Raw genomic sequence first — 25,117 nt, 5'->3', positions numbered from 1 at the left:
TCCTCCGGGCGCTTCCCTTCGGTCTTGCGTTTCCGACTCTATCAGATATTTCCGATCCGATTTCCTCGGTGCTTTCCAGGTCAACGCTTTCGCGCTTTCCTTTCCGGCGGATCCGACTTTATCAGAAGTTCCGGGGCGGATTGACCGGCCTCGAATTCCGACTTATCGGGGGGTGCTTCCGCGGAATCTGCGTCCCGCCGGGAAGCCAGTAGATGTTCACCGTTGCCTTCAGGGTCAGACCCCATCTCCAGGCAACTGTTCTAATCTACCTCCCCACCGGCGCCGCGTCAACAGCTCCCGTGGGGCGAAGAGGAGACTAGCAGCTCACCGGGGCCGGTCGCACATCAGGCGGCCGTGGGCACGGTGGCGCTTCGCTCGGATGCCTCCACGTCCCCGGTGGCACCCGCGCGAGCGGCGCGTCCGCCGAGGATGTAGACGTACGCCAGGAAGGCCAGTTCCGCGACGACGCCGATGGTGATGCGGGCCCAGGTGGGCAGGCCCGACGGGGTGACGAAGCCTTCGACGGCCCCCGAGACGAAGAGGACCAGAGCCAGGCCGATCGCCATGGCGAGGGCGGCCCGGCCTTCCTCGGCGAGTGCGGTGCGGCGGGTGCGCGGGCCCGGGTCGACGACCGTCCAGCCGAGCCGCAGCCCCGTGCCGGCGGCGACGAAGACCGCGGTGAGCTCCAGCAGGCCGTGCGGCAGGACCAGACCGAGGAAGGTGTCGAGGCGTCCGGCGGACGACATCAGGCCGAAGCCGACCCCCAGGTTGAGCATGTTCTGGAAGAGGATCCACAGCACCGGCAGGCCGAGGAACACGCCGAGGATCAGGCACAGGGCGGCGGCCCACGCGTTGTTCGTCCACACCTGCGCGGCGAACGAGGTCGCCGGGTTGCTGGAGTAGTACGTCTCGTACTGGCCGCCCGGGCGGGTCATCTCGCGGAGTTCCGCGGGCGCCGCTATGGAGGCCTGGACCTCGGGGTGGGTGCCTATCCACCAGCCGAGCAGCGCGGCCACGGCCGTGGAGATCAGCGCCGTCGGCACCCACCAGTGACGCGCGCGGTAGACGGCCGCGGGGAAGCCGTGGGTCAGGAAGTGCGTGACATCGCGCCAGGACGCCCGGCGGGTGCCGGTCACCGCGCTGCGCGCGCGGGCGACCAGCTGGCTGAGCCGGCCGGTGAGCTGGGGGTCGGGGGCGGCCGACTGGATCACCGAGAGGTGCGTGGCGGCGCGCTGGTACAGGGTGACGAGTTCGTCGGCCTCGGCTCCGGTGAGCCGGCGGCGTCGTCCGAGCAGGGCGTCGAGGCGGTCCCACTCCGCGCGATGGGCGGAGACGAAGACGTCGAGGTCCATCGGTGTCCCTGCTCCTCGGCTGTTCGTACTGCGGTGCGATGTGCCATCAGCTTGGCAGACTGGCGGTGTTCGGGGCAGACCCAGGAGAGGCGGCGGGCGTGAGTGAGCTGGTGACGGGCGAGGCGGTGGCGTTGGAACTGCGCCCCGCGAAGCTGCCCAGCAGGGGGCTGGCCGTGCTGCTGGACCTGGCGGCGGCCGTGACCGTGTACGTCCTGGTGACCCTCGGTCTGGTGGCGGCGACGGCCTCGCTGGACGAGGCGGCGCGGACGGCGGTGTCGATCGCGTCGTTCGTCCTGGTGCTGGTGGGGGCGCCGATCCTGGTGGAGACGCTGACCCACGGGCGGTCGCTCGGGAAGCTGGCGTGCGGGCTGCGGGTGGTGCGGGACGACGGCGGGCCGATCCGGTTCCGGCACGCGCTGGTGCGGGGGCTGCTCGGGGTGATCGAGATCCTGATGACGTTCGGGGTCGTGGCCTGCATCGCCTCGCTGGTGTCCGCGCGTGGCCGGCGGCTGGGGGACGTCTTCGCGGGGACGCTGGTCGTGCGGGAGCGGGTGCCGGCCGCGCAGGGCGGTTTCGTGCCGCCGCCTCCGCCGTGGTTGGCGGGACGCTTCTCCGGGCTCGACCTGTCGGCGGTGCCCGACGGTCTGTGGCTCGCCGTCCGGCAGTACCTGACGCGGATGCGGCAGCTCGATCCGCAGGTCGGCTGGTCGATGGCGGAGCGGCTGGCGTCCGACGTGGCCGGGCGGACCGGGGCGCCGGTGCCTCCGGGGGTGCCGCCCGCGATGTATCTGGCGGCCGTGCTGCAGGAGCGGCAGACGCGGGAGGCGCAGCGGACGTTCGGCGGCGGAGGGGCCGCGGCCTCTCCCGCTGTCCCCGGTCGGGGCGGGCCCGTGCTGCCGCCGCCCGCCGTTTCGCCCACCCCCGTGTCTCCGCCGGCGTCGCCGGTCGCCCCTGGCTCGAACAGCGAGACCCCCGGTGCGTCCGCCGAGCGGCCCGCGACGGGGTTCGTGCCGCCCGCCTGACCGCCGCCGACGGCAGTCCTTCAGCCGAGGTCCGACGGCGGTGAGTCCAGGTCCTCCAGCTCGACGCCGGGCGCCGACAGGACGACGTCGCCGGCCAGGTGCACGGTGTGCTGTTCGCCCGTGTCCAGGGCCGTGACCTGGTACGCGTCCACGGTCAGGGGGCCGTTGTCAGTGGGGTGTGTTTCTCTGTCGACCAGCGCCCAGGACTGGTCCACGGTGCGGGGGGCGAGGACCGGGTCGGTGAAGGCGACGAGGCGTACGCGGGTGGCCGCGGCGGAGGGGGTGAGGCGCAGGAGACGGGCGGTTGCGACGAGGAAGGCCGGGGACGAGCCGGTGAAGGCGTGGGCGCGCACATTGCCTTCGGTGGCGTGAGTTCCGGTGGGGTCGGTGCGGACCCAGGTGACGCCGTCGAGGGCGGCGCCGCGGACCTGCCAGCTCGCGGCGTGCAGTTCGAGGCGGAGGGGGCGGCCGAGGGCGTCGAGGGTGAGGTCGACCGAGCCCGTGTGACCGCCGTCGGGGGCGGTGAGCCGGGAGACGTAGCGCCAGCCGGACGGGCCGGGGGCGCACTGGAAGTGTTCGTCCGCGAGGGGGGTGTGATCGTGCGGATCGTGGAGCGAATAGCGGCCGCGGGGCATGGGGGTCCTGGGTCGTGAGGGCGGGGCCGGTCGCCGGTCCGACAACGGGGCAGGCCCCCGGCACGGGGGTGCGGGGGCCTGCCTCGGGGCTCGGGCTCGGTGAGGAGCTGCCGGCTCAGTAGCGGTAGTGGTCGGGCTTGTACGGGCCCTCCACCTTCACGCCGATGTAGTCGGCCTGGTCCTTGCGCAGCGTGGTGAGCTTGACGCCGAGCGCGTCCAGGTGGAGGCGGGCGACCTTCTCGTCGAGGTGCTTGGGCAGCACGTAGACGCCGGTCGGGTACTCGTCGGGCTTGGTGAACAGCTCGATCTGGGCCAGGGTCTGGTCCGCGAAGGAGTTGGACATCACGAACGACGGGTGACCGGTGGCGTTGCCCAGGTTCAGCAGGCGGCCCTCGGACAGCACGATGATCTTCTTGCCGTCGGGGAACGTCCAGGTGTGGACCTGCGGCTTGATCTCGTCCTTGACGATGCCCGGGATCTTCGCCAGACCGGCCATGTCGATCTCGTTGTCGAAGTGGCCGATGTTCCCGACGATGGCCTGGTGCTTCATCCTGGCCATGTCCGAGGCCATGATGATGTCCTTGTTGCCGGTCGTGGTGATGAAGATGTCGGCCGTCTCGACGACCTCGTCGAGCGTGGTGACCTGGTAGCCGTCCATCGCCGCCTGCAGCGCGCAGATCGGGTCGATCTCCGTGACGATCACCCGGGCGCCCTGGCCGCGCAGCGACTCCGCACAGCCCTTGCCGACGTCGCCGTAGCCGCACACGACGGCGGTCTTGCCGCCGATCAGGGTGTCCGTGGCGCGGTTGATGCCGTCGACCAGGGAGTGGCGGCAGCCGTACTTGTTGTCGAACTTCGACTTCGTCACGGCGTCGTTCACGTTGATCGCCGGGAACAGCAGGGTGCCGTCACGCTGCATCTCGTACAGACGGTGGACGCCTGTCGTGGTCTCCTCGGTGACACCGCGGATCTCGGAGGACAGCTGGGTCCACTTCTGCGGGTTCTCCGCGAGGGTGCGGTTGAGGAGCTCCAGGATGACCCGGTGCTCGTCGGACTCGGCGGTGTCCGGGGAGGGCGCCTTGCCGTCCTTCTCGTACTCCACGCCCTTGTGGACCAGGAGCGTGGCGTCGCCGCCGTCGTCGAGGATCATGTTCGGGCCGCCGGTGGGGCTGTCCGGCCAGGTCAGCGCCTGCTCGGTGCACCACCAGTACTCCTCGAGCGTCTCGCCCTTCCAGGCGAAGACGGGGACGCCCTGCGGGTTGTCGGGCGTGCCGTTCGGACCGACGGCGATGGCGGCCGCGGCGTGGTCCTGGGTGGAGAAGATGTTGCAGGACGCCCAGCGGACCCGCGCGCCGAGCGCGACCAGGGTCTCGATGAGGACGGCGGTCTGCACGGTCATGTGCAGGGAGCCGGTGATCCGGGCGCCGGCCAGGGGCTGGGCGTCGGCGTACTCCTTGCGGATCGCCATCAGGCCGGGCATCTCGTGCTCGGCGAGGGTGATCTCCTTGCGGCCGAACTCGGCCAGGGAGAGATCGGCGACCTTGAAGTCCTGTCGGTTGTCGACAGTCGTCATTACGGGCTGCTCCTCGGGTTGGGTCGAGGTGGGTACGGCTGGTCTGCGCGGCGGCGGACACAGGGGTGCCCGAGGAGGGCACAGGCATGCCCGCGTACGCGCAGCGCAGTCCGTCGGAGGCCCTCTCTCCCTCGGCCGGTCCGCGGTGGGACCGCCCGACCGCCATCAGCAGCGACGTCTGGCTCCGTCCCAAGCTACACCGACCCGCCCGGCGGTCCCCAGTCCGGCCGCGAACACATCAGGCCGTTCTGGGGCCGCTGTGCGGTCCGGGAACGGCCTGACGGGGATGTCGGGGTGGGTCAGTGCGCTGCGTCCGGCTGGGTGGGGCCGCCGGGCGTGGCCTCGGGGTCGGGCCCCTTGGCGGCCTCGGTCTCGCTGTAGATGTCGGGCTCGAGGTAGATCACCCGGGCGATCGGCACGGCGTCGCGGATGCGGGACTCGGCGGCGTCGATGGCGGCGGCGATCTCCCCGGCGGTCTCGTCGTGCCGGACGGCGATCTTGGCGGCGACCAGCAGCTCCTCCGGGCCGAGGTGGAGGGTGCGCATGTGGATGATGCGGGTGACGGTGTCGCCGTCGACGACGGCGGCCTCGATCTTGCGGGTCTCCTCGACGCCCGCGGCCTCGCCCAGCAGCAGCGACTTGGTCTCGGCGGCGAGCACCAGGGCGATCAGGATGAGCAGGACGCCGATGCAGAGGGTGCCGATGCCGTCCCAGACGCTGTCGCCGGTGGCGAGGGCCAGGCCGACGCCGCCGAGGGCGAGCACCAGACCGACGAGCGCGCCGAGGTCCTCCAGGAGGACGACCGGCAGCTCGGGCGCCTTGGCGTGGCGGACGAACTCCTTCCAGGAGCGGTGACCGCGCAGGACGTTGGACTCCTTGATGGCGGTCCGGAAGGAGAAGCTCTCGGCGATGATCGCGAAGACCAGCACGCCGACCGGCCAGTACCAGTGCTCCAGCTCGTGCGGGTGCTTGATCTTCTCGTAGCCCTCGTAGAGGGCGAACATGCCGCCGACCGAGAACAGCACGATGGAGACGAGGAAGGCGTAGATGTACCGCTCGCGGCCGTAGCCGAAGGGGTGCTCCGGGGAGGCCTTGCGCTGGGCCTTCTTGCCGCCGACGAGCAGCAGTGCCTGGTTGCCGGAGTCGGCGACCGAGTGCACGGACTCGGCGAGCATCGACGAGGAGCCGCTGAAGACGAACGCCACGAACTTCGCTACCGCGATCGCGAGGTTGGCGGCCAGTGCCGCCACGATCGCCTTGGTGCCGCCTGACGCGCTCATGTGTTCGCGTTGTCCCTTCGTACGCCGTTGAGGTCGCGGCAGGCGGGTGCGCCTGCCGTCGGGCCGTCGCCCGTGCTGTGACGGTGGGCCATTGTTGCAGCCCCGCCCGGCGACGGCGCGTCAGGTCGTCGTGATGGACCGCTCAGAGGACGACGGTGGCCCGGAAGACAGTTCCGGTACCCGAGACCTCGGCCTTCTCACCCGCGGGGACGAACACGGACTGTCCGGGCGTCAGGTCGTGCTCGCCCGCGCGGACGGCGCCGGCGGTGCACAGCAGGATCTGCGGGGCGTCGAGGGTGAGGTCGTGGGCGGGGGCGCCCTCGGGGAGGACGTAACGGGAGAGCCGGAACTCGTCGGTGGGGGTCTCGTAGACCTCCTCGTCGTCCGGTCCTGCCTCCGGGCGGAGCACGCCGGGGTCGGCCGCCTCGAAGCGGACGATGCGCAGCAGTTCGGGGACGTCGACGTGCTTGGGGGTGAGGCCGCAGCGCAGGACGTTGTCGGAGTTGGCCATGATCTCGACGCCGAGGCCGTCGAGGTAGGCGTGCGGCACGCCGGCGCCGAGGTACAGCGCCTCGCCGGGCTGCAGCCGGACGTGGTTGAGGAGCATCGCGGCGATGACGCCGGGGTCGCCCGGGTAGTGGTGGGCGATGCCGGCGTAGGGGGCGTACTCGCCGCCGAGACGGTCGCAGGCGGCGGCCGTCTCCGTGACGGTGCGGGCCATCTCCTCGCGGTCGGCGGTGAGTACGGCGGTGAGCACCTCGCGCAGCGCCGCCTCCTCGGGGCGGGCGTGCAGCAGGTCCACGTACGGCTTCAGGGAGTCCACGCCGAGGCCGTCGAGAAGTTCGGCGGCGCGCAGCGGGTCGCGGAAGCCGCACAGGCCGTCGAACTCGGTGAGGGCGCAGATCAGTTCGGGCTTGTGGTTGGCGTCCTTGTAGTTGCGGTGCGGGGCGGTGACGGGGACGCCACGGCGCTCCTCGTCCTCGTAACCCGCCTGCGCCTGGGCCCGGTCGGGGTGGACCTGGAGGGACAGCGGGGAGCCGGCGGCGAGGAGTTTGAGCAGGAACGGCAGGCGGGGCCCGAACTTGGCGACCGCGGCGGCTCCGAGCTCGCGCCCGGGGTCGGCGTCGATGACCTCGGCGAGGGTGCCCCGGCCGGTGCGCGAGGGCGCGCCGGGGTGTGCGCCCATCCACATCTCCGCCTGCGGTTCGCCGGTCGGCTCGGTCCCGAGCAGCCGCGGGATGGCGGTGGTGGAGCCCCAGGCGTAGGGGCGGACGGTGTTGTCGAGGCGGTCCATGGGGCTCTTCGCGTTCCTTCTGCCGGTTCTCGTACGCGCGCGCCGGGCCGGGCGTCCGCGCGGGGGTCAGGGGGTCTTCGGCATCATCGGTGTGCCGAGGCGAGCGCCAGGTAAACGGCGGCGAAATCGGTGACGGCGATCAGTTCCGCGAGGGTCTCCAGGTCGCCGCCCTCCTCCGGTTCCAGCTCGCTGATCGGCGTGTCGTGGGTGAGGGCCAGTTCGCGGGCGGCGGGGGCGGCGGTGAGGCCGCCGAGGGGCCGGTCGCGGAGCAGCACCACGCGGGCGTGCAGGGCGGGCGGTTCCTCCACGCGGTCGCGGAAGAAGTCGTCCGGGTCGGCGCCTGCGGCGAGCGGTCCGGCGAGCAGGGCGCTGTGCGCGGCGAGGGCCTCGGGCAGTTCGGCGACGACGGCGGGGGTGCCGGACAGCTCGGCGAGCGCGGCGGCGAAGCGCCGTCCCGCCGGTCCGGCCGAGACGCCCTCGGTCCACACGACGGGCAGCGCGTCGGCGAGTTCGGCGGCGAGGGTCTTGGCCGCGTTGCTGTACGTGGCGACGGCGGGCCCGCAGCGTTCGGCGACGGTGTCGAGGCGGTCGGCGACCTTCTGCAGGGCGTCCGGCGGCGCGGTGAGCAGGCCGGTGCGGTCCAGCAGGGCGAGCAGCGGGGTGAGCATCGCCCACAGCACGCCGGGCGCGGAGGCGGCGAGGGGTTCGTCGTGGTCGTAGGGCGCGACGGCCATGGGGACGCACAGGCCGTGGCTGCCGGAGAGGGTCTCGGCGAGCGGAGTGCCGGCGGGGGCGACGGCGACGACGGTGAGGCCGCGCCGGTAGGCCTGCTCGCAGAGCAGGGACAGGCCCGGTTCGGTGCCGTCCGGGGTGGCGATCAGCAGCAGGTCCACGGACCCGGCCCAGCCCGGCAGTTCCCAGCGCAGGGCGCCCGCGGCGGGCGCGACGCCGGTGGGGGCGAGGCGCGTGACGGGGCTGCCGGCGCCGGCCAGCGTGCCGAGCAGGTCGGCGGTCTGGGTGGCGGCGGCGCCGGGCCCGGCGATGAGCACGGCGCGGGGGCGGCCGTCGGGCTTCAGGTCGCCCACGCCCGCCTCGGCGGCGTGCCGTGCCGCGGTGCGGACGCGGGCCCCGGCCTCGGCGGCGCCGCGGAGCAGGGCGCGGTGGTCGGCCTCGGCGAGGCCCTCCGGTGAGTCGAGCAGCGATTCGTCGAGCATGGGCGACTGGCTCCGATCGGCGGGGCGGTACGCGGGGGCTCCGGGCGCGCGGCGGCGGCTACTGCGGGCGGCGGGCCTCGTCGACGAGGAGGACGGGGATGCCGTCGCGGACCGGGTAGGCGAGTCCGCAGTCCTGGCCGGTGCAGACCAGCTCGGTGTCCCGCTCCTCGAGGGGGGAGTGGCAGGCCGGGCAGGCCAGGATCTCCAGGAGGCCGGCTTCGAGAGGCATGAGGGTCCCTTCGCTGGTGGATGTGCTGGTCAGGGTACCGCCGGTGGGGGCCGCGCGGCGGGTCCGGGGCGGTCCCCACCGGCGGTGGCCGCCCCGGCCGTCGGGGCTCGGGGACTACTGCCTGATCAGGGCGAGGGCCTCGTCGCGGACGCGGATCATGGTGGCCTCGTCCCGGGCCTCGGCGTTCAGCCGCAGCAGCGGTTCGGTGTTGCTGGGGCGGACGTTGAACCACCAGTCGGCGGCGGAGACGGTGAGGCCGTCCAGGTCGTCGAGGGTGATGCCCTCGCGGCCCTGGTAGGCGGCGCGGATCGCGGCGAGGCGGGCGGTCTGGTCGTCGACGGTGGAGTTGATCTCGCCGGAGCCCGCGTAGCGGTCGTACTGGTCGACGAGCGCGGACAGGGTGCCCTGCTGTTCGCCGAGCGCGGCGAGGACGTGCAGGGCGGCCAGCATGCCGGTGTCGGCGTTCCAGAAGTCGCGGAAGTAGTAGTGGGCGGAGTGCTCACCGCCGAAGATGGCGCCGGTCCTGGCCATCTCGGCCTTGATGAAGGAGTGGCCCACGCGGGTGCGTTCGGGGGTGCCGCCGTTCTCCCGGACGACCTCGGGGACGGACCGGGAGGTGATCAGGTTGTGGATGACGGTGCCCGTGCCGCCGTTGCGCGCCAGTTCGCGGGAGGCGACCAGGGCGGTGACGGCCGAGGGCGAGACCGGTTCGCCGCGCTCGTCGACGACGAAGCAGCGGTCGGCGTCGCCGTCGAAGGCGAGGCCGAGGTCGGCGCCCTCCTCGCGGACCCGCTTCTGCAGGTCGACGAGGTTGGCCGGGTCGAGCGGGTTGGCCTCGTGGTTGGGGAAGGTGCCGTCGAGCTCGAAGTACATCGGGACGAGCGTGAGCGGCAGTCCGGCGAGGACGGTGGGGACGGTGTGGCCGCCCATGCCGTTGCCGGCGTCGACGACGACCTTCAGCGGGCGGATGCCGGTGAGGTCGACGAGGGAGCGCAGGTGGGCCGCGTAGTCGTCGAGGGTGTCGCGGCGGGTGACCGTCCCGGTGGCGGCGGCCGGCCGGGGGACGCCCGTGTCGCTCCACTCCTCGACGAGGGCGCGGATGTCGGCGAGGCCGGTGTCCTGGCCGACGGGGGCGGCGCCGGCGCGGCACAGCTTGATGCCGTTGTACCGCGCCGGGTTGTGCGAGGCGGTGAACATCGCGCCGGGCAGGTCCAGCGCACCCGAGGCGTAGTACAGCTGGTCGGTGGAGCACAGGCCGATCTCGGTGACGTCGGCGCCCTGGCCGGCCGCGCCGCGGGCGAAGGCGGCGGACAGGCCGGGCGACGAGGGGCGCATGTCGTGGCCGGTGACGACGGCGGTCGCGGAGGTCACCCGCACGAAGGCGGCTCCGAAGAGCTCGGCGAGCGGCTCGTCCCACTGGTCGGGGACGACCCCGCGCACGTCGTACGCCTTCACGATCTGCGAGAGATCAGCAGCCACGGCCAGCCCTTCCGGAAGTCCTGTCGGTCACCACAAACTACCCGTAGCGTCCGGCACGGCCGTCGCGGAGGCTCACGGCAGCATCCAGCCGAGCACCGCCGTGCTCTGGCCCACCACGATCAGGCACATCACGAGCAGCAGGCCGAGGCTCCAGGGCAGCACCTTGCGCAGCAGGTCGCCCTCGCGGCCCGCGAGTCCGACGGCCGCGCAGGCGATGGCGAGGTTCTGCGGCGAGATCATCTTGCCGAGCACGCCGCCGGAGCTGTTGGCGGCGGCGAGCAGTTCGGGTGAGAGGCCGGACTGCTGGGCGGCGGTGACCTGGAGGGCGCCGAAGAGGGCGTTGGCGGAGGTGTCGGAGCCGGACACGGCGACGCCGAACCAGCCCAGCACCGGGGACAGGAAGGCGAGGCCCGCGCCGGCGCCCGCCACGAAATGGCCGATGGTGGCGGCCTGTCCGGAGAGGTTCATGACGTAGGCGAGGGCGAGCACGCTGGTCACCGTGAGCAGCGCGAACCGCAGCTCGCGCACGGTCTCCAGCCACTCCTTGACCGCGACGCGCGCGTGGACGCCGAGGACGGCCGCGGTGGCGAGCCCGGCGAGCAGCACGAGCGTCCCGCCGGTGGAGACGAGCGGCAGGCTGAAGGTGTTGCCGCCGACGGGCTCGCCGTCGGGGCCGGCGACGTCCAGCAGCGGCCAGTTCCAGGTCCGGGTGGCGCCGGCCAGCCAGTCCTTGACGGCCGGGATCTGCGCGACGGCGAAGATCGCGACGATCAGCGCGTAGGGGGCGTACGCCCGCACGACCTCGCCGCGCGGGTCGTCGGCGTCCAGTTCCTCGCTGCGGGTGCCGGTGAGGACGGAGGCCCGTACGGACTCGGTGGCGGGCACGCGGGAGCGGGGCACGGCCATCAGGGCGCCCGCGCCGGCGAGGGCGGCGCCGATGTCGGCGAGCTGGGCGGAGACGTAGTTGGAGGCGGCGAACTGCGCCACGGCGAAGGCGACGCCGCACACCAGGGCGGGGATCCAGGTCTCACGCAGTCCACGCCGGCCGTCGACCAGCCAGACGAGCACGAGCGGCACCACGAGGGCCAGCAGCGGGGTCTGGCGGCCGACGACGGACGCCACGGAGTCCAGCGGGAGCCCGGTGACCTGGGCGAGCGTGACGACGGGCGTGCCCATCGCGCCGAACGCCACCGGCGCGGTGTTGGCGACCAGCGCGACGACGGCGGCGCGTACGGGGTCGAAGCCGAGGGCCACCAGCATCACGGCGGAGATCGCGACGGGGGCGCCGAACCCGGCCAGCGCCTCCAGCAGGGCGCCGAAGCAGAAGGCGACGACCAGCGCCTGGACGCGGGGGTCGTCGGAGAGCCGGCCGAAGGAGCGGCGCAGGACGTCGAAGTGGCGGGTGCGGACCGTCATCCGATAGATCCACAGGGCGTTGACGACGATCCACATGATGGGGAAGAGCCCGAAGACGGCGCCCTGGACGCCGCTGGAGAGCGTCTGGTCCAGCGGCATCCCGTACGCCAGCCAGGCCACCGCGACGGCCGACGCCAGGCCGATCAGGCCCGCGAGGTGCGCCTTCATCCGGACACCGCCGAGCAGCACCAGCACGATCAGCAGCGGAAGGGCCGCCACGAGGGCGGAGAGGCCGAGCGATCCGGCGACGGGTTCCAGTTCCTGGACGTACACGGGCGCCTCCCGGATTCCGCCATGCGAAAGCGATTTCTCGCTGCGTCACCGGAATGGTCGTGTCCGCGCCAAGCAGGCGTCAATGGGTGTGCGGTGAAGGGATATCGCGGGACGGCCGGAGCGCGCGGCTCAGTTGTCCGGGGAGCGCAGAACCCGCAGGTGGCCGCGGCGGGCGACCTCCATCGGGTCGGCCCCGCGCGCGCCGCCGCCGGCACCGGCCGCCCGCTCCTGGGGGCGGGCCGCCTCACGCACGGCGTTGGCGAGCGCTTCCAGGTCGTCCCCGCTGGGCTGCGCCGGGGCGGACCCGTCGAGGAGACGGACGACCTCCCAGCCACGCGGCGCGGTGAGGCGCTCGGAGTGCTCGGCGCACAGGTCGTAGCAGTGGGGTTCGGCGTAGGTGGCGAGCGGGCCGAGGACCGCGGTCGAGTCGGCGTAGACGTACGTCAGCGTCGCGACGGCGGGACGGCCGCAGGCGGTGCGCGAACAGCGACGTACAGGGCTCACGACGTTGGACGGTACCGCACTCTTGAGCGGGCCGCGACGACTCTCCACCAGGTCACTCCCCCGTGTCGGGGTGTGAAACGCCCCACATACCCAAGGAAAGACACCTCTGCGACCAGGCGGTACGCCGGAACGGCGGCTTTCGGCCGGTTCTGATTCCGGTCACCACTCGGCATAAACACCGTCAAATGCCTTGAGGTGATCGGTCAAGGAGAGATACGGAATCGAGCCCAACCTTGGCTGGAATGGTCAGGTTGTGACATGGCGCGCGGGTCGGCCGGAACGCGCGTGGGCGTGGGGCGGCGCGGCGGCACGACGACTACCCTTCGCAGTGATGGACAGCCCCGTGACTCCTCGCTCCGCGGCCCCCGGGCCCCGACGCCGTGATCGCCACGGCCGCGGCATGCGCGGCCCGATCGCGCCACCCCAGGTGCCGCTGGCCGCCAGCCGTGCGGAGACGTTCGCGGATCTGGTGCAGGACTCGGTGGAGCGGCTGGAGCGGCGCTGGCCGCAGCTCGCCGACATCGATTTCCTGGTGCAGGACGTCCCCCGGCTGGACGGCGCTGCCGCGCCCGGCTGGGACGAGACGGTCCCGCTGGGCGGGACCGTGACGGCGCGTGACGGCCGCCCCGCGCGCGTCGTGATCTACCGGCGGCCGGTCGAGATCCGCTCCAAGGGGCGCGACGAGCGGGCGGCGCTGGTCCACGAGGTCGTGGTCGAACAGGTCGCCGACCTGCTGGGACTCACCCCCGAGACGGTCGACCCCCGGTACGGCGAGGACTGACGTACCGGGGGGCCTCGTACGGCGCACCGGGCGGGGGCCTCGTACGGCAACCGCCCTGAGGACGGCTACCGCTGGAGGACGGACAGGTCCTCGGACGCGTCCGGCACCGCCACCATGCCCCGGTCGTCCGGGAGCGCCTGCACCGTGAAGTACGGGACGCCTCCCTCCGTCGAGGCCAGGGTGCGCGAGGCGTAGACCGGACCGCCGGACCGCGTCTCGACCGTCAGCGCGTAGCTGCCCTTCAGCCCCGCGGGCACGGGCGCCTCGACGTCCTGCGTCGTCCCCGACCTGATGCTGTACGTCTTCGTCTGCGGCGTGCCGCCCTTGGTGCCCGCGGAGGCCGTCACCCTGATCTCGGCGCCGCCCTCGGGCGCGGTGACCGAGAGGGTGGTGCCCTTGGCGGTGTTGTCCAGCGCCGTCGCGCGCGTCTCGACCGGGCGCGCCGCCGGAATGAACGCCGACTCCTGCTTGCCCTCCTCGCCGCGCAGCACCCGCACCGCCGCCACCACCGGCACGGAGCCGTCCGGCGCCGTCAGCACCAGGGAGCCGGCCTCGCCGCGGGTGAGCTCACCCAGGTCGAAGGCCGCGGTCATACCGCCCTTGAGGTGCAGCGTCTCGTTGCCGGCCGGGGTGATCAGGCCGGACGGGGCGGCGAGCCGCACCTTCAGGTCGACGTCGGCGTCCCCGGGCGTGAACGCGACCAGACGCACGGCCGTGGCGTCCTTCGGGATGCCGGGCAGCACCAGGCGGCCCGACGGGTCGGCCGACGCGGGCAGCCAGTCGCCGCCCGTCTCGTCGTCCAGGGCCTGCACGGCGGCGCCGACCCGGCCGCTGCGCACCACCACGTGCACGGTCACGTCGGTCTGCTTCTCGGCGGTGAGCGTGGACAGCAGCACCGGCTCGGCGGAGCGGGGCTTGACCGTGATGCCCTCCCCCACCGTCGTCTTCAGCTCGCCGTCCTTGCCGTACAGCTCGACGTCCACCACGGCCGCGGAGTCGTCCGGGTTGGTCAGGTGGATGTAGTCGGTGCGGCTGTCGTCCGTGCTGGCGCCGGGGAACCAGAACTGCGTGTCGGCGGCGGAGCAGGCCACGCCCTGGAGCCCGCGGCCGGTGCCCGCGGCGACCTCGGTGGTCTGCTGCGCGGTCCAGCCGGACGCGAAGCGGCCGTCGGCGGTGCCGACGAGGGCGGGGGCGTCGGCGCCGTCGGCCTCGGCGGTCACCGGCTTGCCGGGCTCCTCGAGCTGGAGGACGGGCTTGTCGGCCTGGTCGCCCTCCACCGCGTCCTTGTCGCCCTTCTCGCCCTTCTCGTCGTTCTCGTCGTTCTCGTCCTTCCCGGCCTTTTCGCCGTCCTTCTCGTCCTCGCCCTCGGCGTCCTCGTCCGGGGCCGACTGCTGCGCGGCCGACCGGAGCACGGCCGTGCCCTTGTCGTCCGCGCCCTCCGTGACCGGGGTGAACGAGGTGTACGTCGTCTCGGCCAGGTCCGAGGTGCTGGGCCGCGGACACAGCAGGCCGGTGCGCTCCACGGGCAGGGTGGCCGCCCCTGTGCGCCGCTCGGCGGCCCCGGGGTCGGGCGCCGAGACCGCGGCGAAACCGGTGACGGCGGCGAGCGCGGTGGCGCCCGCGATCAGGGACAGGGTGGTGCGGTTCACTGCTGGCTCCCGTCAGGACGCTCGTTGCCCGTGCCGTGGGGGTCGTACGGGGTGTCGTAGCCCTGCGGGTACGCCGTCCCGTCGTATCCCTGCGGGTACGTCTGGTCGTAGCCCTGCTGCGGGGCGCCGTAGCCGTACGGGTCGTACGCGCCGTCCTCCTGCGGGTAGCCCTCCGCCGGGTACTGCTGTCCGCCGTAGGGGTCCGCCGGGTACTGCTGCTGGTAGGGCGCGGCCGCGTAGGCGTTCTCGTCGTAGTCGGTGTTTCCGTACTGCCCCTGGTCCCAGTCGCCGTAGCCGGTCTGGTGCGGGACGGTCGCCGGGGGGTGCTCCGGCGGGGCGGGCATGCCGGCTTCGCCGTCCGTGCCCCCTGTCACGTACGGGTCCGGGCCGGGCGCGTCCATGGCGCCGGCGTCCATGCCGTCCCCGCCCTCGCCGTCGGCCGGCGCCGAGGCGGCGGCCTCCGCCTCGGCCTGGGCGCGCAGCCGGCGGGCGCGGCGGCCCTCGCCGGCCATGGCCTCGGCCGGGACGGGCTCCTCCTCGGGCAGGTCGTCGTCGATGTCGCGGCGGCGGCCGGGCAGCGCCATGACCACGAGGACCACGGCGAGCAGGCCCTGCGCCCACATCCACAGGGTGTGGGTGAACGGCTCGTCGTAGGTGACGTCCAGGCGCCCGCCGGACGCGGGCAGTTCGAAGCCCTGGGCCCAGCCGTCGACCGTGGTGGGGGTGAGCGCCTTGCCGTCGAGGGTGGCGGTCCAGCCCTCCGCGGCGGAGTCGGCCAGACGCAGGACGCGGCCCTCCGCGCCGTCCTCGATCTCGGTGTGGATCTCGACCGGGCCCGCGGCCACGGGCTCCGGTTCGCCCTTGCCCCCGGCGGGCACGACGGCCGCGCGGGCGACCTGCCGGTCCACCCGCCACAGCGCGCCGCCCGCCCGCTGGCTGAGCCGGCTCAGGCCGGGCGTGGCGTCCAGCACCCGGGTGACCTCGCGCGGGGCGCCCGGGTGCACCAGGACGTAGCGGACGGCGAAGCCGCCGAGCTGGTCGGCCTGGTCGGCGCCGGAACCGGCGACGAGGTTGGCGACGACCTTGTCGAGCAGTCCGTTCTCGCCGTCCTGGGCGGCGATCTCCGCGTCGCCCATGCGGGCGCCGGAGCCGCGCACCAGGACGTAGTCGACGCGGTCGGCGGAGTCGGTGTCGAGGACCAGGGTGCGGGCCTGGTCGCGGGTGGCGCTCTCCTCGGCGACGAACGCCGGCACCTGCACCGGGTGGCGCCGCTCGACGGGGCCGTCGGCGCCGCGGACCATCCAGCCGACGGCCAGGACCAGCGGGCCGACGGCGCAGGCCAGGGCGATCAGCGCGGCGACCGGCTGACGCCAGCCGAAGCTCTGCTCGGCGACGCGCGCGCGGGCGCCGTCGGCGCCCAGCGTGCCGGCGGCCAGCAGGGCGATGCCGTAGACGAGGGTGGCGGGGCCCGCCCAGGCGGAGCCGTTGGACAGGGCCGCGAAGAGGAGGCCCACCAGGGCGGCCGTCCACGCGGCGAGGATCGCCGTGCGGCGCTCGGCGCGCAGCAGGGCGGCCAGCGCCGCGAGGACCAGGCCGATGAGCAGCAGCCCGCCGCCGGTGCCGGGCCCGCCGGGGCTCACGCCGAGCAGGTCGAGCGCGGACGCGGCCGACGGTCCGAACGGCAGTCCGGCCTCCTGGAAGAAGCCGAACGGCAGCAGGGACAGCGACCAGGGGGCGAGCACCAGCAGGGGGCTGCCGAACTGCGCCAGGAAGCGCGGGCCGTAGGTCTTGAGGTCGGCCCTGCGCAGGGCCAGCACGCCGATGCCGAGGACCAGCGCCATCGGCCACACGATCGGGGTGAAGGCCGTGGTGAGGGTGAGCAGCAGCGCGTACGCCCAGGTGGCGCGCCAGCTGCCGCGGCCGTCGGGGGCGGTGAGGCCGCTCGCGGCGATGCCGGCGCGGGCCAGGAGGGGCAGCAGCACGGCGAGCACGGCCGTGCCGATGTGTCCCGAGGCCAGGGCGCCGGTCACGGCGGGCAGGAAGGCGTAGGCGACGGCCGCCCACGCGCGCAGCAGCCGGGACTCGACCAGCGGGCGGGAGGCGAAGTACGCGGTGAAGCCGGCCAGCGGGACCGAGCAGACGAGCATCACGGTGACGGCGAGGCCGGTGGAGCCGAGCAGCAGGGTCGCCAGCGCCGCGACGATCGCCAGATAGGGCGGTGCGGTGCCGGTGCCGCCGGCGCCGACCGCGTGCCAGGCGTCGGTGTAGCGGGCCCACAGGTCGCCCGCGGCGGCGGGCGCGGGCAGCAGGGCTCCGCCTGCCAGCGCGCCGCCGCCGAGGAGCTGACGGCACGCCACCAGCGAGACCAGCAGCAGCGTCAGGAAGAGGACTGGTCCCGGCCGGCGGGCGATGCGCTTGAGACGGGCGAACTGCTCGATCTCGAGGAAGTCGGCGTCGTCGCCGCCGGGGCCGGACTCGATCGCGCTGCCGTGCCGTCCCGCGCCGGAGACCGCCTCGGGGTCGGAACGTCCGACAAGGTTGCCCGCGACCTGCTCCACGGTGACGCGGACGGTCGCGCCGGGCGGCGGGAACAGCGGCCGCAGCTCGCCCTTGTCGACCTGGGGGGTGCCGCGGTCGCGGCGTCCGGCGAGGATGCGCTCGGGGCGCAGCAGCACGCCCATGAGGCCGCGGATCTCGTCGACGGCCTGCCCGGGGACCTTGCCGATCAGGTAGGCGAGGGTGCGCAGCAGCGTGCCGAGGACGACCCGGAGGAGCACCCAGGGCAGGGCGGCGGTGCGGGTGTTGACGAGGAGGGTGTGGACGGCGCCGGCCTTGTCCACCTTGTGCGGGGAGGCGGCGGTGCGGCCGACGCAGTCGACGGTGCGGCGCTCACGGGAGGCCGCCTCGGCGTGCCGGACGACCGCCTCGGGCGCGACGAGGACCCGGTAGCCGGCGGCGTTCAGCCGCCAGCACAGGTCGACGTCGTCGCGCATGAGGGGCAGGTGCCGGTCGAAACCGCCGAGCTGCTCGAAGAGGTCGCGGCGGACGAGCATGCCCGCGGTGGACACGCTCAGCACGGGCCGTACGTGGTCGTGCTGGCCCTGGTCCTGCTCGCGGCGGTCCAGGCCGGTCCAGCGGCGGCCGGAGTTGGCGATGGAGACGCCGACCTCGAGCAGCTGCCTGCGGTCGTACCAGCCGCGGAGCTTGGGGCCGACGACGGCGACGTCCTCGCGGCCGAGCTCGTACTCGTTCTCCACGACGCGCAGCATCTGCGCCAGCGCGTCCGGCTCGGGCGCGCAGTCGTCGTGCAGCAGCCACAGCCACTCGACCGGTTCGCCGTACGGCAGTTCGGGCAGGTCGTAGGCGTCGTCGCGCCAGCTGCGGGTGGCCGGGTCCCAGCCGCTCGGCCGCTTCAGGTACGGCAGGTCGTCGGGGGTGAGGCGCGGGGCGCCGCGGTGGCACTCCTCGACGGCCTGGCCGAAGCCGGTGCGCCGGGCGAGGTGCAGGACGCGGTCGTCGCCGAGGGCCTCGGAGACCAGCCGGGCGGAGTCGTCGGCGCTGCCGGTGTCGGCGGCCATGACGGACTGGACGGGGCGCTCCTGGCCGAGCAGGCCGGCCAGTGCGTCCGGCAGCCAGCGGGCGCCGTCGTGGGAGACGAGGACCGCGGTCACCACGTGACGCGGGAACTCAGGTGCGGCAGCGGAATCCTGACGGGCTGCCGTGTGGCTGTGCACGGACATCGAGGTACGGGCCCCGGTTCGGTGGACTGTGGGGACGCCCGTGCCCGATGGGGGCGGCGGGGCGTCTCGGACGAGCGACCACACTATCGGCTGCACAACAAGGGGGCCCGCCGCCTGTGGACAACCCAACGGCGACGGGCCTTAAGTGACGTTTGTACGAAGAAGCGTGTGCGTATCGGGAGTGCGCCGGGCGACGCCCGGGGCGCCGCGCGTCAGACGGCGGCCTTCTTGAGGCGGCGGCGCTCCCGCTCGGACAGACCGCCCCAGATGCCGAAGCGCTCGTCGTGCGCGAGGGCGTACTCGAGGCACTCGGAGCGGACCTCGCAGGCGAGGCAGACCTTCTTGGCCTCCCGGGTGGAGCCGCCCTTCTCGGGGAAGAAGGACTCGGGGTCGGTCTGGGCGCACAGCGCGCGCTCCTGCCAGCCGAGTTCCTCGTCCGCGTCGTCGACCAGCAGTTGCTGCACCAGCTCGGTCATGTGCGCCCCTCGTCCGTCTTTCGCGTCCCCGTGATGTGGCCGTTACCGATTCCGGCTGAACGACACGAGTGAAATTACAAGTGTGCTGCTCCGGGCGAGTCAAGCCGAGATCTGCTATTGGGCCCCTTATTCACTCTGCGGAACCAAGGCCGAGCGGAAAGTGTTCAAATCACCCTAAACCTTGACATGCAGATAGGACCCGCGAGGGCGTCCGGCCCCCACAGAGCCTCACGGGGGAGGACGCCCAGAGGATCGATCCCGTTCCGACACCCCCCGCCGTGGCGATCCGGATCACAGTCGGGTCACAGGATCGCAACGGCGCACAGGGCGCCCGGCCGTGCGCACCTTGTGTCCCGGCAACCGGCTGAGCAAACCTTTCACCTGCCAGATGAACCGGATGAGGTGAACCCGGTCCCACATACCGGGCGTCGAGTTGACTTCGGTGGTGTGAACCGCTCTCCTTGTGGGCATGCTCGCGAATCCGGCACTCACCTCGACCCGCTCCGCCGGGTTCCTCGGTGCTGCCCGCGCTCGCTGTAGCTGTCGCTGTACCGGCTGTTGAGCCACCGCGCTCCCGCCGCCGCGTCCCTCGAGGACCCCGCTTCCTCCTGCTGAATCCGCTCCCACCGGGGCGAACCCTGCCGCCCGCCCGCGACCCGGGCCCCACGCGGCGACCCCCCACCGCCCCGCCTCATCGCGCCGAGGACCTCCGTACCCCATGAACAGCGACAGCGACCTGCAGATCGCCGGCGACATCCTCGAAGTCCCGCACCTGCTCCAGCCCGAACGTGAACACCCCTCCACCGTGGCCGAGTTCGTCGGTCTGGCCCGCGCCGTCGCCGCCGACCGCGCCCAGTGGGAACCCCTCGTGCGCTACGACGCCACCACCCGCTGGTACCACCGGCTGCGCACCGGCCCCGGCTACGAGGTCTGGCTGCTGTCCTGGGTGCCCGGCCAGGGCAGCGGACCGCACGACCACGGCCGTTCCTCCGGCGTCCTCACCGTTCTGGACGGCGCGCTGACCGAGCGCACCGACCGCGGCACGCGCGTGCTGACCGCCGGGGACCAGCGGGTCTTCGCGCCCGGCTACGCGCACGACGTCGTCAACGACACCCTGGAACCCGCGGTCAGCCTGCACGTCTACTACCCGGGCCTGACCGAGATGCCGATGCACCCCGCGTCCCGGCTCCGCCCGGCCGCCGCCTCCCCCGCCGCCCCGCACTGCGAGGCACGCCCGGCAACGGTCCGGTGACTGGCTGACGCGATGTCGTGGCGGCCTGCGAGGATGGCCCCATGCGCATTGTGGTTCTGGCAGGCGGCATCGGCGGTGCCCGTTTCCTGCGCGGTCTGAAGCGGGCCGTGCCGGACGCGGACATCACGGTCATCGGCAACACCGGGGACGACATCCACCTCTTCGGGCTGAAGGTCTGCCCGGACCTCGACACGGTGATGTACACGCTCGGCGGCGGTATCGACGAGGAGCAGGGCTGGGGGCGGAGCGACGAGACCTTCCACCTCAAGGAGGAGCTCGCGGCCTACGGCGTCGGCCCGGACTGGTTCGGGCTCGGCGACCGCGACTTCGCCACGCACATCGTGCGCACCCAGATGCTCGGCGCGGGCTTCCCGCTGAGCGCGGTCACCGAGGCGCTGTGCGACCGCTGGCAGCCCGGCGTACGGCTGATCCCCATGACCGACGACCGCGTCGAGACGCACGTGGCGGTCGAGCTGGACGGCGAGCGCAAGGCGGTCCACTTCCAGGAGTACTGGGTGCGGCTGCGGGCCTCGGTGCCCGCCCAGGCGGTCGTGCCGGTCGGCGCGGAGCAGGCCAAGCCCGCCCCGGGCGTCCTGGAGGCGATCGGCGAGGCCGACGTGATCCTCTTCCCGCCGTCCAACCCGGTGGTGTCCGTCGGCACGATCCTCGCGGTGCCCGGCATCCGCGAGGCCATCGCCGACGCGGGCGTGCCGGTGGTCGGCCTCTCCCCGATCGTGGGGGACGCGCCGGTGCGCGGCATGGCCGACAAGGTGCTCGCCGCCGTCGGCGTGGAGTCCACGGCGGCGGCGGTCGCCGAGCACTACGGCTCCGGGCTGCTGGACGGCTGGCTGGTGGACACCGTGGACGCGGCGAGCGTGGAGCGGGTCGAGGCGGCGGGCATCCGCTGCCTGGCCGTGCCCCTGATGATGACCGACGTGGACGCGGCCGCCCGGATGGCCCGCGAGGCGCTGGCCCTGGCCGAGGAGGTCCGGACGGCATGAGCGAGGCACCCCCCGCCTACCGGGTCCGGGCCCTCCCGGGCCTGCCCGAGGTCCGTCCCGGCGACGACCTGGCCAAGCTGATCGCGGCCGCCGCGCCCGACCTCGCCGACGGCGACGTCCTCCTGGTCACCTCGAAGATCGTCTCCAAGGCGGAGGGCCGGATCGTCGAGGCCGCCGACCGGGAGGCCGCGATCGACGCGGAGACCGTACGGGTGGTGGCCCGGCGCGGCCCCCTGCGCATCGTCGAGAACCGGCAGGGCCTGGTGATGGCCGCCGCCGGCGTCGACGCCTCCAACACGGCGCCGGGCACGGTCCTGCTCCTCCCCGAGGACCCGGACGCCTCCGCGCGCGCGATCCGCCGAGGGATCCGCGACGCGCTCGGCGTCGAGGTCGGCGTGATCGTCACCGACACCTTCGGCCGCCCCTGGCGCGCGGGCCTGACCGACGTGGCGATCGGCGCGGCGGGCGTGCGCGTGCTGGACGACCTGCGCGGCGGCACCGACGCGCACGGCAACCCGCTCGCCGCCACGGTCGTCGCCACCGCCGACGAGCTGGCCGCCGCGGGCGACCTGGTCAAGGGCAAGGCCGCGGGCCTCCCGGTGGCGGTGGTCCGCGGCCTGCCGCACACCACGTCCCCCGACGACACCGAGGGCGCCCGCGCCCTGGTCCGCGCCGCGCGCGACGACATGTTCCGTCTGGGCACGTCCGAGGCGGTCCGCGAGGCGGTCACCCAGCGCCGCACGGTGCGGTCCTTCACGGACGAGCCGGTCGACCCCGGGGCGGTCCGCCGTGCGGTGGCCGCCGCCGTGACGGCCCCCGCGCCCCACCACACGACCCCCTGGCGCTTCGTCCTCCTGGAATCCCCCGAGACCCGCACCCGTCTCCTCGACGCGATGCGCGACGCCTGGATCGCGGACCTGCGCCGGGACGGCAAGTCCGAGGAGTCCGTCGCCAAGCGGATCCGCCGCGGCGACGTCCTGCGCAACGCCCCGTACCTGGTCGTGCCCTGCCTGGTGACGGACGGCTCGCACCATTACGGCGACGCCCGCAGGGACGGCGCGGAGCGGGAGATGTTCGTCGTCGCCATGGGCGCGGGCGTGCAGAACTTCCTGGTGGCCCTCGCGGGCGAGCGGCTCGGCTCGGCGTGGGTGTCGTCGACGATGTTCTGCCGTGACGTGGTCCGTGAGGTCCTGGACCTGCCGGCCGGCTGGGACCCGATGGGCGCGGTCGCGGTGGGCCACCCGGCCGAGGAGCCGCGCCCCCGTCCCGAGCGGGACGCCGCCCGTTTCATCGAGGTGCGGTGAGCGAGGCCCTACCCTCGTAGGAGCTCTTCACTCTCACCTCAGGGACTCTCGTGGCCGGACGCTTCGCTCCCCGCCCGACGCGGACCACCGTGCGCGGCGGCCATGTCGCGATGCCGTCGCCACGGGGACCGCGCAGCGCGCCGGCCTCGCCCCGGACCCGCACGTGGGTACCGGACGGCCCCCTGGACCTGGGCCTGGTCCTCGGCCCGCTGCGCCGGGGCACCGGCGACCCCACGTTCCGCACGACCCCGGACGGCGCCGCGTGGCGCACCAGCCTCACACCTGTCGGCCCCGGCACCCTCCGGGTGACCCAGCACGACGACACGATCCGTGGCCAGGCGTGGGGCCCCGGCGCCGACTGGCTCCTGGACCGCCTCCCCGAACTGCTCGGCGCCGCCGACGACCCGTCCGCGTTCGTGCCCCGGCACCGTCTGCTGGCGTTCACCCACCACCGCCTGCCGGGCCTGCGGCTGCTGCGCACCGGGCTGGTGCTGGAGTCGTTGATCCCGTCGATCCTGGAGCAGAAGGTCACGACCGGGGAGGCGTACCGGGCGTGGCGGCTGCTGGTCCGCAAGTTCGGCGGACCCGCGCCCGGGCCGGCGCCCGATCGGATGGCGGTGATGCCGGCGCCGCGCACCTGGGCGCTGATCCCCTCCTGGGAATGGCACCGCGCCGGCGTCGACGACAAACGGGCCTCGACCGTGCTGCGCGCGGTGCGGGTCGCCGCACGGCTGGAGGAGGCGGCCCGTATGTCTCCCGAGGAGGCGCGGGCGCGGTTGGAGCTGGTGCCGGGGATCGGGCCGTGGACGTCTGCGGAGACGGTGCAGCGGAGTCATGGGGCGGTGGATGCGGTGACCGTGGGGGATCTGCATCTGCCGGGGATCGTGGGGTGGGCGTTGGCGGGGGACCGTGACGCGGACGACGCCGTCATGCTGTCGTTGCTGGAGCCGTACGCGGGGCAGCGGCACAGGGCGGTGCGGCTCATCCTGCTGAGCGGGAGGACGCCTGCGCGACGGGCGCCCCGTATGCCGCACGGGGACATCGGTCGGCTTTGAACCGCGGTGCGGGACAGCAACGTACCTGTGCTGCCGCACCCTCTTCTCTCTCCGCACCCGGCGTTGGTGCGGGCCGCGGGTGTTCACGCCCCTGGCGCCGACAGGGTGCCGCCGCGCCCACCCGTGCCGCCCCAGCGGCACAAATGCCCGCGGCTGGCGGGGGGCCTGTGCCCGTCGCGTGCCTGGGAGGGCGGGAGGCGACCTCAGCCACCGGGGTCGGCGTAGCCGCTCGCGGCGGGGAGGGGACGGGGTGGGGGCGGTCGCCCGCAGCGGCCGGCGCGTCCGCGCCCTGAACCTTCCGGGACGCACTCTCGCGCCGGACCTAGCACGACCGCCCCCACCCCGCCCCGCACCACCCACCCACCGCAGGCGCCACGCCGCCCCCACCGGACAGGACGATGCGCCGCAGGCACTACTGGTCGGACGAGAACCGCACAGCCCCCGCCGGAATCCGCGCGTCGCACCACACCCGCACGCCCTCCCTCAGCTCGTTGCGGGCGCCCACGACCGCCCCGTCGCCTATCACCGCCCCCGTCAGCACAGCCCGCTCCCCCACCCGCGCCCGCGTCCCGATCAGGGAGTCCGTGACCACCGCACCCGGTTCGATCACCGCGCCCGGCAGGATCGTCGAGCCGAACACCCGCGCGCCCTCCGCGACGAACGCCCCCTCGCCCACCACCGTCCCGCCCGCCAGCTTCGCGTCCGGCGCGACCCGCGCCGTCGGCAGCACCAGCCGGTCCCCGCACCGCCCCGGCACGGCCGGCGACGGCGCCTTCCCCAGCACCAGGTCCGCCGACCCCCGTACGAACGCCGCCGGCGTCCCGAGGTCCAGCCAGTACGTCGAGTCGACCATCCCCTGCAGGTGCGCCCCCGCCGCCAGCAGTCCGGGGAACGTCTCCCGCTCGACCGACACCACCCGCCCCGCGGGAATCGTGTCGATGACGGACCGCCGGAAGACGTACGCCCCGGCGTTGATCTGATCGGTGACGATCTCCTCGGGCGTCTGCGGCTTCTCGAGGAACGCCAGCACCCGCCCCGTCCCGTCCGTCGGCACCAGCCCGTACGCCCGCGGATCGGTCACCTGCGTGAGGTGCAGCGAGACGTCGGCCCCCGACGTCTCGTGCGTCCGCACCAGCGCCCGGATGTCCAGCCCCGTCAGGATGTCCCCGTTGAACACCAGCACCGGCTCGTCCGGCCCGGAGTGCAGCCGCGAGGCGACGTTGCGGATGGCGCCGCCCGTGCCGAGGGGCTCCTCCTCCGTGACGTACTCGATGTGCAGCCCCAGCGCGGACCCGTCGCCGAAGTACGGCTCGAACACCTCGGCGAGGTACGACGTGGCGAGGACGATGTGCTCCACGCCCGCCGCGCGCGCCCGCGCGAGCTGGTGCGTGAGGAACGGCACCCCGGCCGCCGGGACCATGGGCTTGGGCGTGTGCACCGTGAGCGGACGCAGCCGCGTGCCCTTGCCGCCGACCAGGAGGATCGCTTCTGTCACCTGTCGTCTCTGCTTCCTGCCGGGACCGGCCGAACTGTCTTTCGGCCGGCCAGTGTATGCAGACGTTCCCCGGCAGGATCGGAGCGGCCGGCC

At 73.7% G+C, this 25,117-nt stretch carries 20 protein-coding genes; 6 read left to right on the top strand and 14 right to left on the bottom strand.

The features are described 5' to 3' along the window. Positions 1-344: 344 nt before the first annotated feature. Positions 345-1,352, bottom strand: a complete 1,008-nt coding sequence (locus tag ELQ39_RS19430) for a stage II sporulation protein M (RefSeq protein WP_242593044.1) — start codon at positions 1,350-1,352, stop codon at positions 345-347. Positions 1,353-1,450: 98 nt separating this feature from the next. Here ELQ39_RS19430 and ELQ39_RS19425 point away from each other — a divergent pair, with 98 nt between their 5' ends. Next, a complete protein-coding gene (locus ELQ39_RS19425; RefSeq protein ID WP_242593043.1) occupies positions 1,451-2,374 on the top strand; it encodes an RDD family protein in 924 nt (307 codons plus the stop codon). Between the two features lie 20 nt (positions 2,375-2,394). Here ELQ39_RS19425 and ELQ39_RS19420 read toward each other — a convergent pair whose 3' ends face one another. The 9 genes from ELQ39_RS19420 to ELQ39_RS19380 all read right to left on the bottom strand — a co-directional run bounded on the left by ELQ39_RS19420 (position 2,395) and on the right by ELQ39_RS19380 (position 12,319). Next, a complete protein-coding gene (locus tag ELQ39_RS19420; protein ID WP_225629578.1) occupies positions 2,395-3,009 on the bottom strand; it encodes a hypothetical protein in 615 nt (204 codons plus the stop codon). A 115-nt stretch (positions 3,010-3,124) separates the two neighbouring features. Next, entirely contained in the window at positions 3,125-4,582 is a 1,458-nt protein-coding gene (ahcY, locus tag ELQ39_RS19415; RefSeq protein WP_242593041.1) for an adenosylhomocysteinase, read from the bottom strand. A 299-nt stretch (positions 4,583-4,881) separates the two neighbouring features. Further along, positions 4,882-5,862 (bottom strand): cation diffusion facilitator family transporter, encoded by a 981-nt coding sequence (locus tag ELQ39_RS19410; protein WP_242593039.1) that lies wholly within the window; start codon positions 5,860-5,862, stop codon positions 4,882-4,884. A 142-nt stretch (positions 5,863-6,004) separates the two neighbouring features. Continuing rightward, positions 6,005-7,156 (bottom strand): mannose-6-phosphate isomerase, class I, encoded by a 1,152-nt coding sequence (manA, locus tag ELQ39_RS19405; protein ID WP_242593037.1) that lies wholly within the window; start codon positions 7,154-7,156, stop codon positions 6,005-6,007. Between the two features lie 83 nt (positions 7,157-7,239). Then, entirely contained in the window at positions 7,240-8,370 is a 1,131-nt protein-coding gene (locus ELQ39_RS19400) for an SIS domain-containing protein (RefSeq protein ID WP_242593035.1), read from the bottom strand. A gap of 58 nt (positions 8,371-8,428) precedes the next feature. Further along, positions 8,429-8,599 carry a Trm112 family protein gene (locus tag ELQ39_RS19395; RefSeq protein WP_006134660.1) on the bottom strand — a complete coding sequence of 57 codons (171 nt, stop codon included), beginning with the start codon at positions 8,597-8,599 and terminating at the stop codon, positions 8,429-8,431. Between the two features lie 114 nt (positions 8,600-8,713). Further along, entirely contained in the window at positions 8,714-10,078 is a 1,365-nt protein-coding gene (locus ELQ39_RS19390; protein ID WP_242593033.1) for a phosphomannomutase/phosphoglucomutase, read from the bottom strand. A gap of 72 nt (positions 10,079-10,150) precedes the next feature. Further along, complete coding sequence (locus tag ELQ39_RS19385; protein ID WP_242593031.1) at positions 10,151-11,767, bottom strand: L-lactate permease; 1,617 nt, start codon at positions 11,765-11,767, stop codon at positions 10,151-10,153. Positions 11,768-11,896: 129 nt separating this feature from the next. Continuing rightward, complete coding sequence (locus ELQ39_RS19380; RefSeq protein ID WP_006134663.1) at positions 11,897-12,319, bottom strand: DUF3499 domain-containing protein; 423 nt, start codon at positions 12,317-12,319, stop codon at positions 11,897-11,899. A 352-nt stretch (positions 12,320-12,671) separates the two neighbouring features. Here ELQ39_RS19380 and ELQ39_RS19375 point away from each other — a divergent pair, with 352 nt between their 5' ends. Beyond that, entirely contained in the window at positions 12,672-13,052 is a 381-nt protein-coding gene (locus tag ELQ39_RS19375; protein ID WP_225626838.1) for a metallopeptidase family protein, read from the top strand. 65 nt (positions 13,053-13,117) lie between these two features. On the opposite strand, the gene ELQ39_RS19370 is transcribed toward ELQ39_RS19375, so the two are convergent. The 3 genes from ELQ39_RS19370 to ELQ39_RS19360 all read right to left on the bottom strand — a co-directional run bounded on the left by ELQ39_RS19370 (position 13,118) and on the right by ELQ39_RS19360 (position 18,917). Further along, a complete protein-coding gene (locus tag ELQ39_RS19370) occupies positions 13,118-14,701 on the bottom strand; it encodes a DUF5719 family protein (RefSeq protein WP_242593030.1) in 1,584 nt (527 codons plus the stop codon). Then, positions 14,698-18,441 carry a glycosyltransferase gene (locus ELQ39_RS19365; RefSeq protein ID WP_242593029.1) on the bottom strand — a complete coding sequence of 1,248 codons (3,744 nt, stop codon included), beginning with the start codon at positions 18,439-18,441 and terminating at the stop codon, positions 14,698-14,700. The genes ELQ39_RS19370 and ELQ39_RS19365 overlap by 4 nt, the downstream gene beginning before the upstream one ends. Positions 18,442-18,653: 212 nt before the next feature. Continuing rightward, positions 18,654-18,917, bottom strand: coding sequence for a WhiB family transcriptional regulator (locus ELQ39_RS19360; RefSeq protein ID WP_006134669.1), 264 nt, complete (start codon positions 18,915-18,917; stop codon positions 18,654-18,656). Positions 18,918-19,635: 718 nt separating this feature from the next. On the opposite strand from ELQ39_RS19360, the gene ELQ39_RS19355 reads away from it, so the two are divergent. The 4 genes from ELQ39_RS19355 to ELQ39_RS19340 are packed head-to-tail and all read left to right on the top strand — an operon-like array spanning position 19,636 to position 23,529. Continuing rightward, positions 19,636-20,169, top strand: a complete 534-nt coding sequence (locus ELQ39_RS19355; RefSeq protein WP_190002715.1) for a cysteine dioxygenase — start codon at positions 19,636-19,638, stop codon at positions 20,167-20,169. Positions 20,170-20,210: 41 nt separating this feature from the next. After that, positions 20,211-21,170 carry a 2-phospho-L-lactate transferase gene (gene cofD, locus ELQ39_RS19350; protein WP_190002716.1) on the top strand — a complete coding sequence of 320 codons (960 nt, stop codon included), beginning with the start codon at positions 20,211-20,213 and terminating at the stop codon, positions 21,168-21,170. Further along, positions 21,167-22,474 (top strand): coenzyme F420-0:L-glutamate ligase, encoded by a 1,308-nt coding sequence (locus ELQ39_RS19345; protein ID WP_242593028.1) that lies wholly within the window; start codon positions 21,167-21,169, stop codon positions 22,472-22,474. Before cofD ends, ELQ39_RS19345 begins: the two co-directional genes overlap by 4 nt. 50 nt (positions 22,475-22,524) lie before the next feature. Continuing rightward, the gene (locus tag ELQ39_RS19340) at positions 22,525-23,529 is read left to right on the top strand and encodes a DNA-3-methyladenine glycosylase family protein (RefSeq protein ID WP_242593027.1); all 1,005 of its coding nucleotides are present in this window, start codon (positions 22,525-22,527) and stop codon (positions 23,527-23,529) included. A 412-nt stretch (positions 23,530-23,941) separates the two neighbouring features. Here the strand turns inward: ELQ39_RS19340 and ELQ39_RS19335 are convergent, their stop codons facing one another. Next, positions 23,942-25,024 (bottom strand): sugar phosphate nucleotidyltransferase, encoded by a 1,083-nt coding sequence (locus ELQ39_RS19335; protein ID WP_225626843.1) that lies wholly within the window; start codon positions 25,022-25,024, stop codon positions 23,942-23,944. Between the last annotated feature and the right edge of the window lie 93 nt (positions 25,025-25,117).

The organism is Streptomyces sp. GB4-14 (assembly GCF_022696125.1).
Classification (GTDB): domain Bacteria; phylum Actinomycetota; class Actinomycetes; order Streptomycetales; family Streptomycetaceae; genus Streptomyces; species Streptomyces werraensis.
The sequence above is the reverse complement of the archived record's forward strand: the minus strand, read 5'-3'. Positions and strand labels throughout refer to the sequence as shown.

Excerpts from the sequence above, each read along its gene's own strand:
- ahcY (WP_242593041.1), bottom strand. The coding sequence starts at position 4,582 with ATGACGACTGTCGACAACCGACAGGACTTCAAGGTCGCCGATCTCTCC.
- cofD (WP_190002716.1), top strand. The coding sequence starts at position 20,211 with ATGCGCATTGTGGTTCTGGCAGGCGGCATCGGCGGTGCCCGTTTCCTG.
- ELQ39_RS19360 (WP_006134669.1), bottom strand. The coding sequence starts at position 18,917 with ATGACCGAGCTGGTGCAGCAACTGCTGGTCGACGACGCGGACGAGGAA.
- ELQ39_RS19410 (WP_242593039.1), bottom strand. The coding sequence starts at position 5,862 with ATGAGCGCGTCAGGCGGCACCAAGGCGATCGTGGCGGCACTGGCCGCC.
- ELQ39_RS19345 (WP_242593028.1), top strand. The coding sequence starts at position 21,167 with ATGAGCGAGGCACCCCCCGCCTACCGGGTCCGGGCCCTCCCGGGCCTG.
- ELQ39_RS19375 (WP_225626838.1), top strand. The coding sequence starts at position 12,672 with ATGCGCGGCCCGATCGCGCCACCCCAGGTGCCGCTGGCCGCCAGCCGT.
- ELQ39_RS19395 (WP_006134660.1), bottom strand. The coding sequence starts at position 8,599 with ATGCCTCTCGAAGCCGGCCTCCTGGAGATCCTGGCCTGCCCGGCCTGC.
- ELQ39_RS19430 (WP_242593044.1), bottom strand. The coding sequence starts at position 1,352 with ATGGACCTCGACGTCTTCGTCTCCGCCCATCGCGCGGAGTGGGACCGC.
- ELQ39_RS19400 (WP_242593035.1), bottom strand. The coding sequence starts at position 8,370 with ATGCTCGACGAATCGCTGCTCGACTCACCGGAGGGCCTCGCCGAGGCC.
- manA (WP_242593037.1), bottom strand. The coding sequence starts at position 7,156 with ATGGACCGCCTCGACAACACCGTCCGCCCCTACGCCTGGGGCTCCACC.
- ELQ39_RS19355 (WP_190002715.1), top strand. The coding sequence starts at position 19,636 with ATGAACAGCGACAGCGACCTGCAGATCGCCGGCGACATCCTCGAAGTC.
- ELQ39_RS19420 (WP_225629578.1), bottom strand. The coding sequence starts at position 3,009 with ATGCCCCGCGGCCGCTATTCGCTCCACGATCCGCACGATCACACCCCC.
- ELQ39_RS19365 (WP_242593029.1), bottom strand. The coding sequence starts at position 18,441 with ATGTCCGTGCACAGCCACACGGCAGCCCGTCAGGATTCCGCTGCCGCA.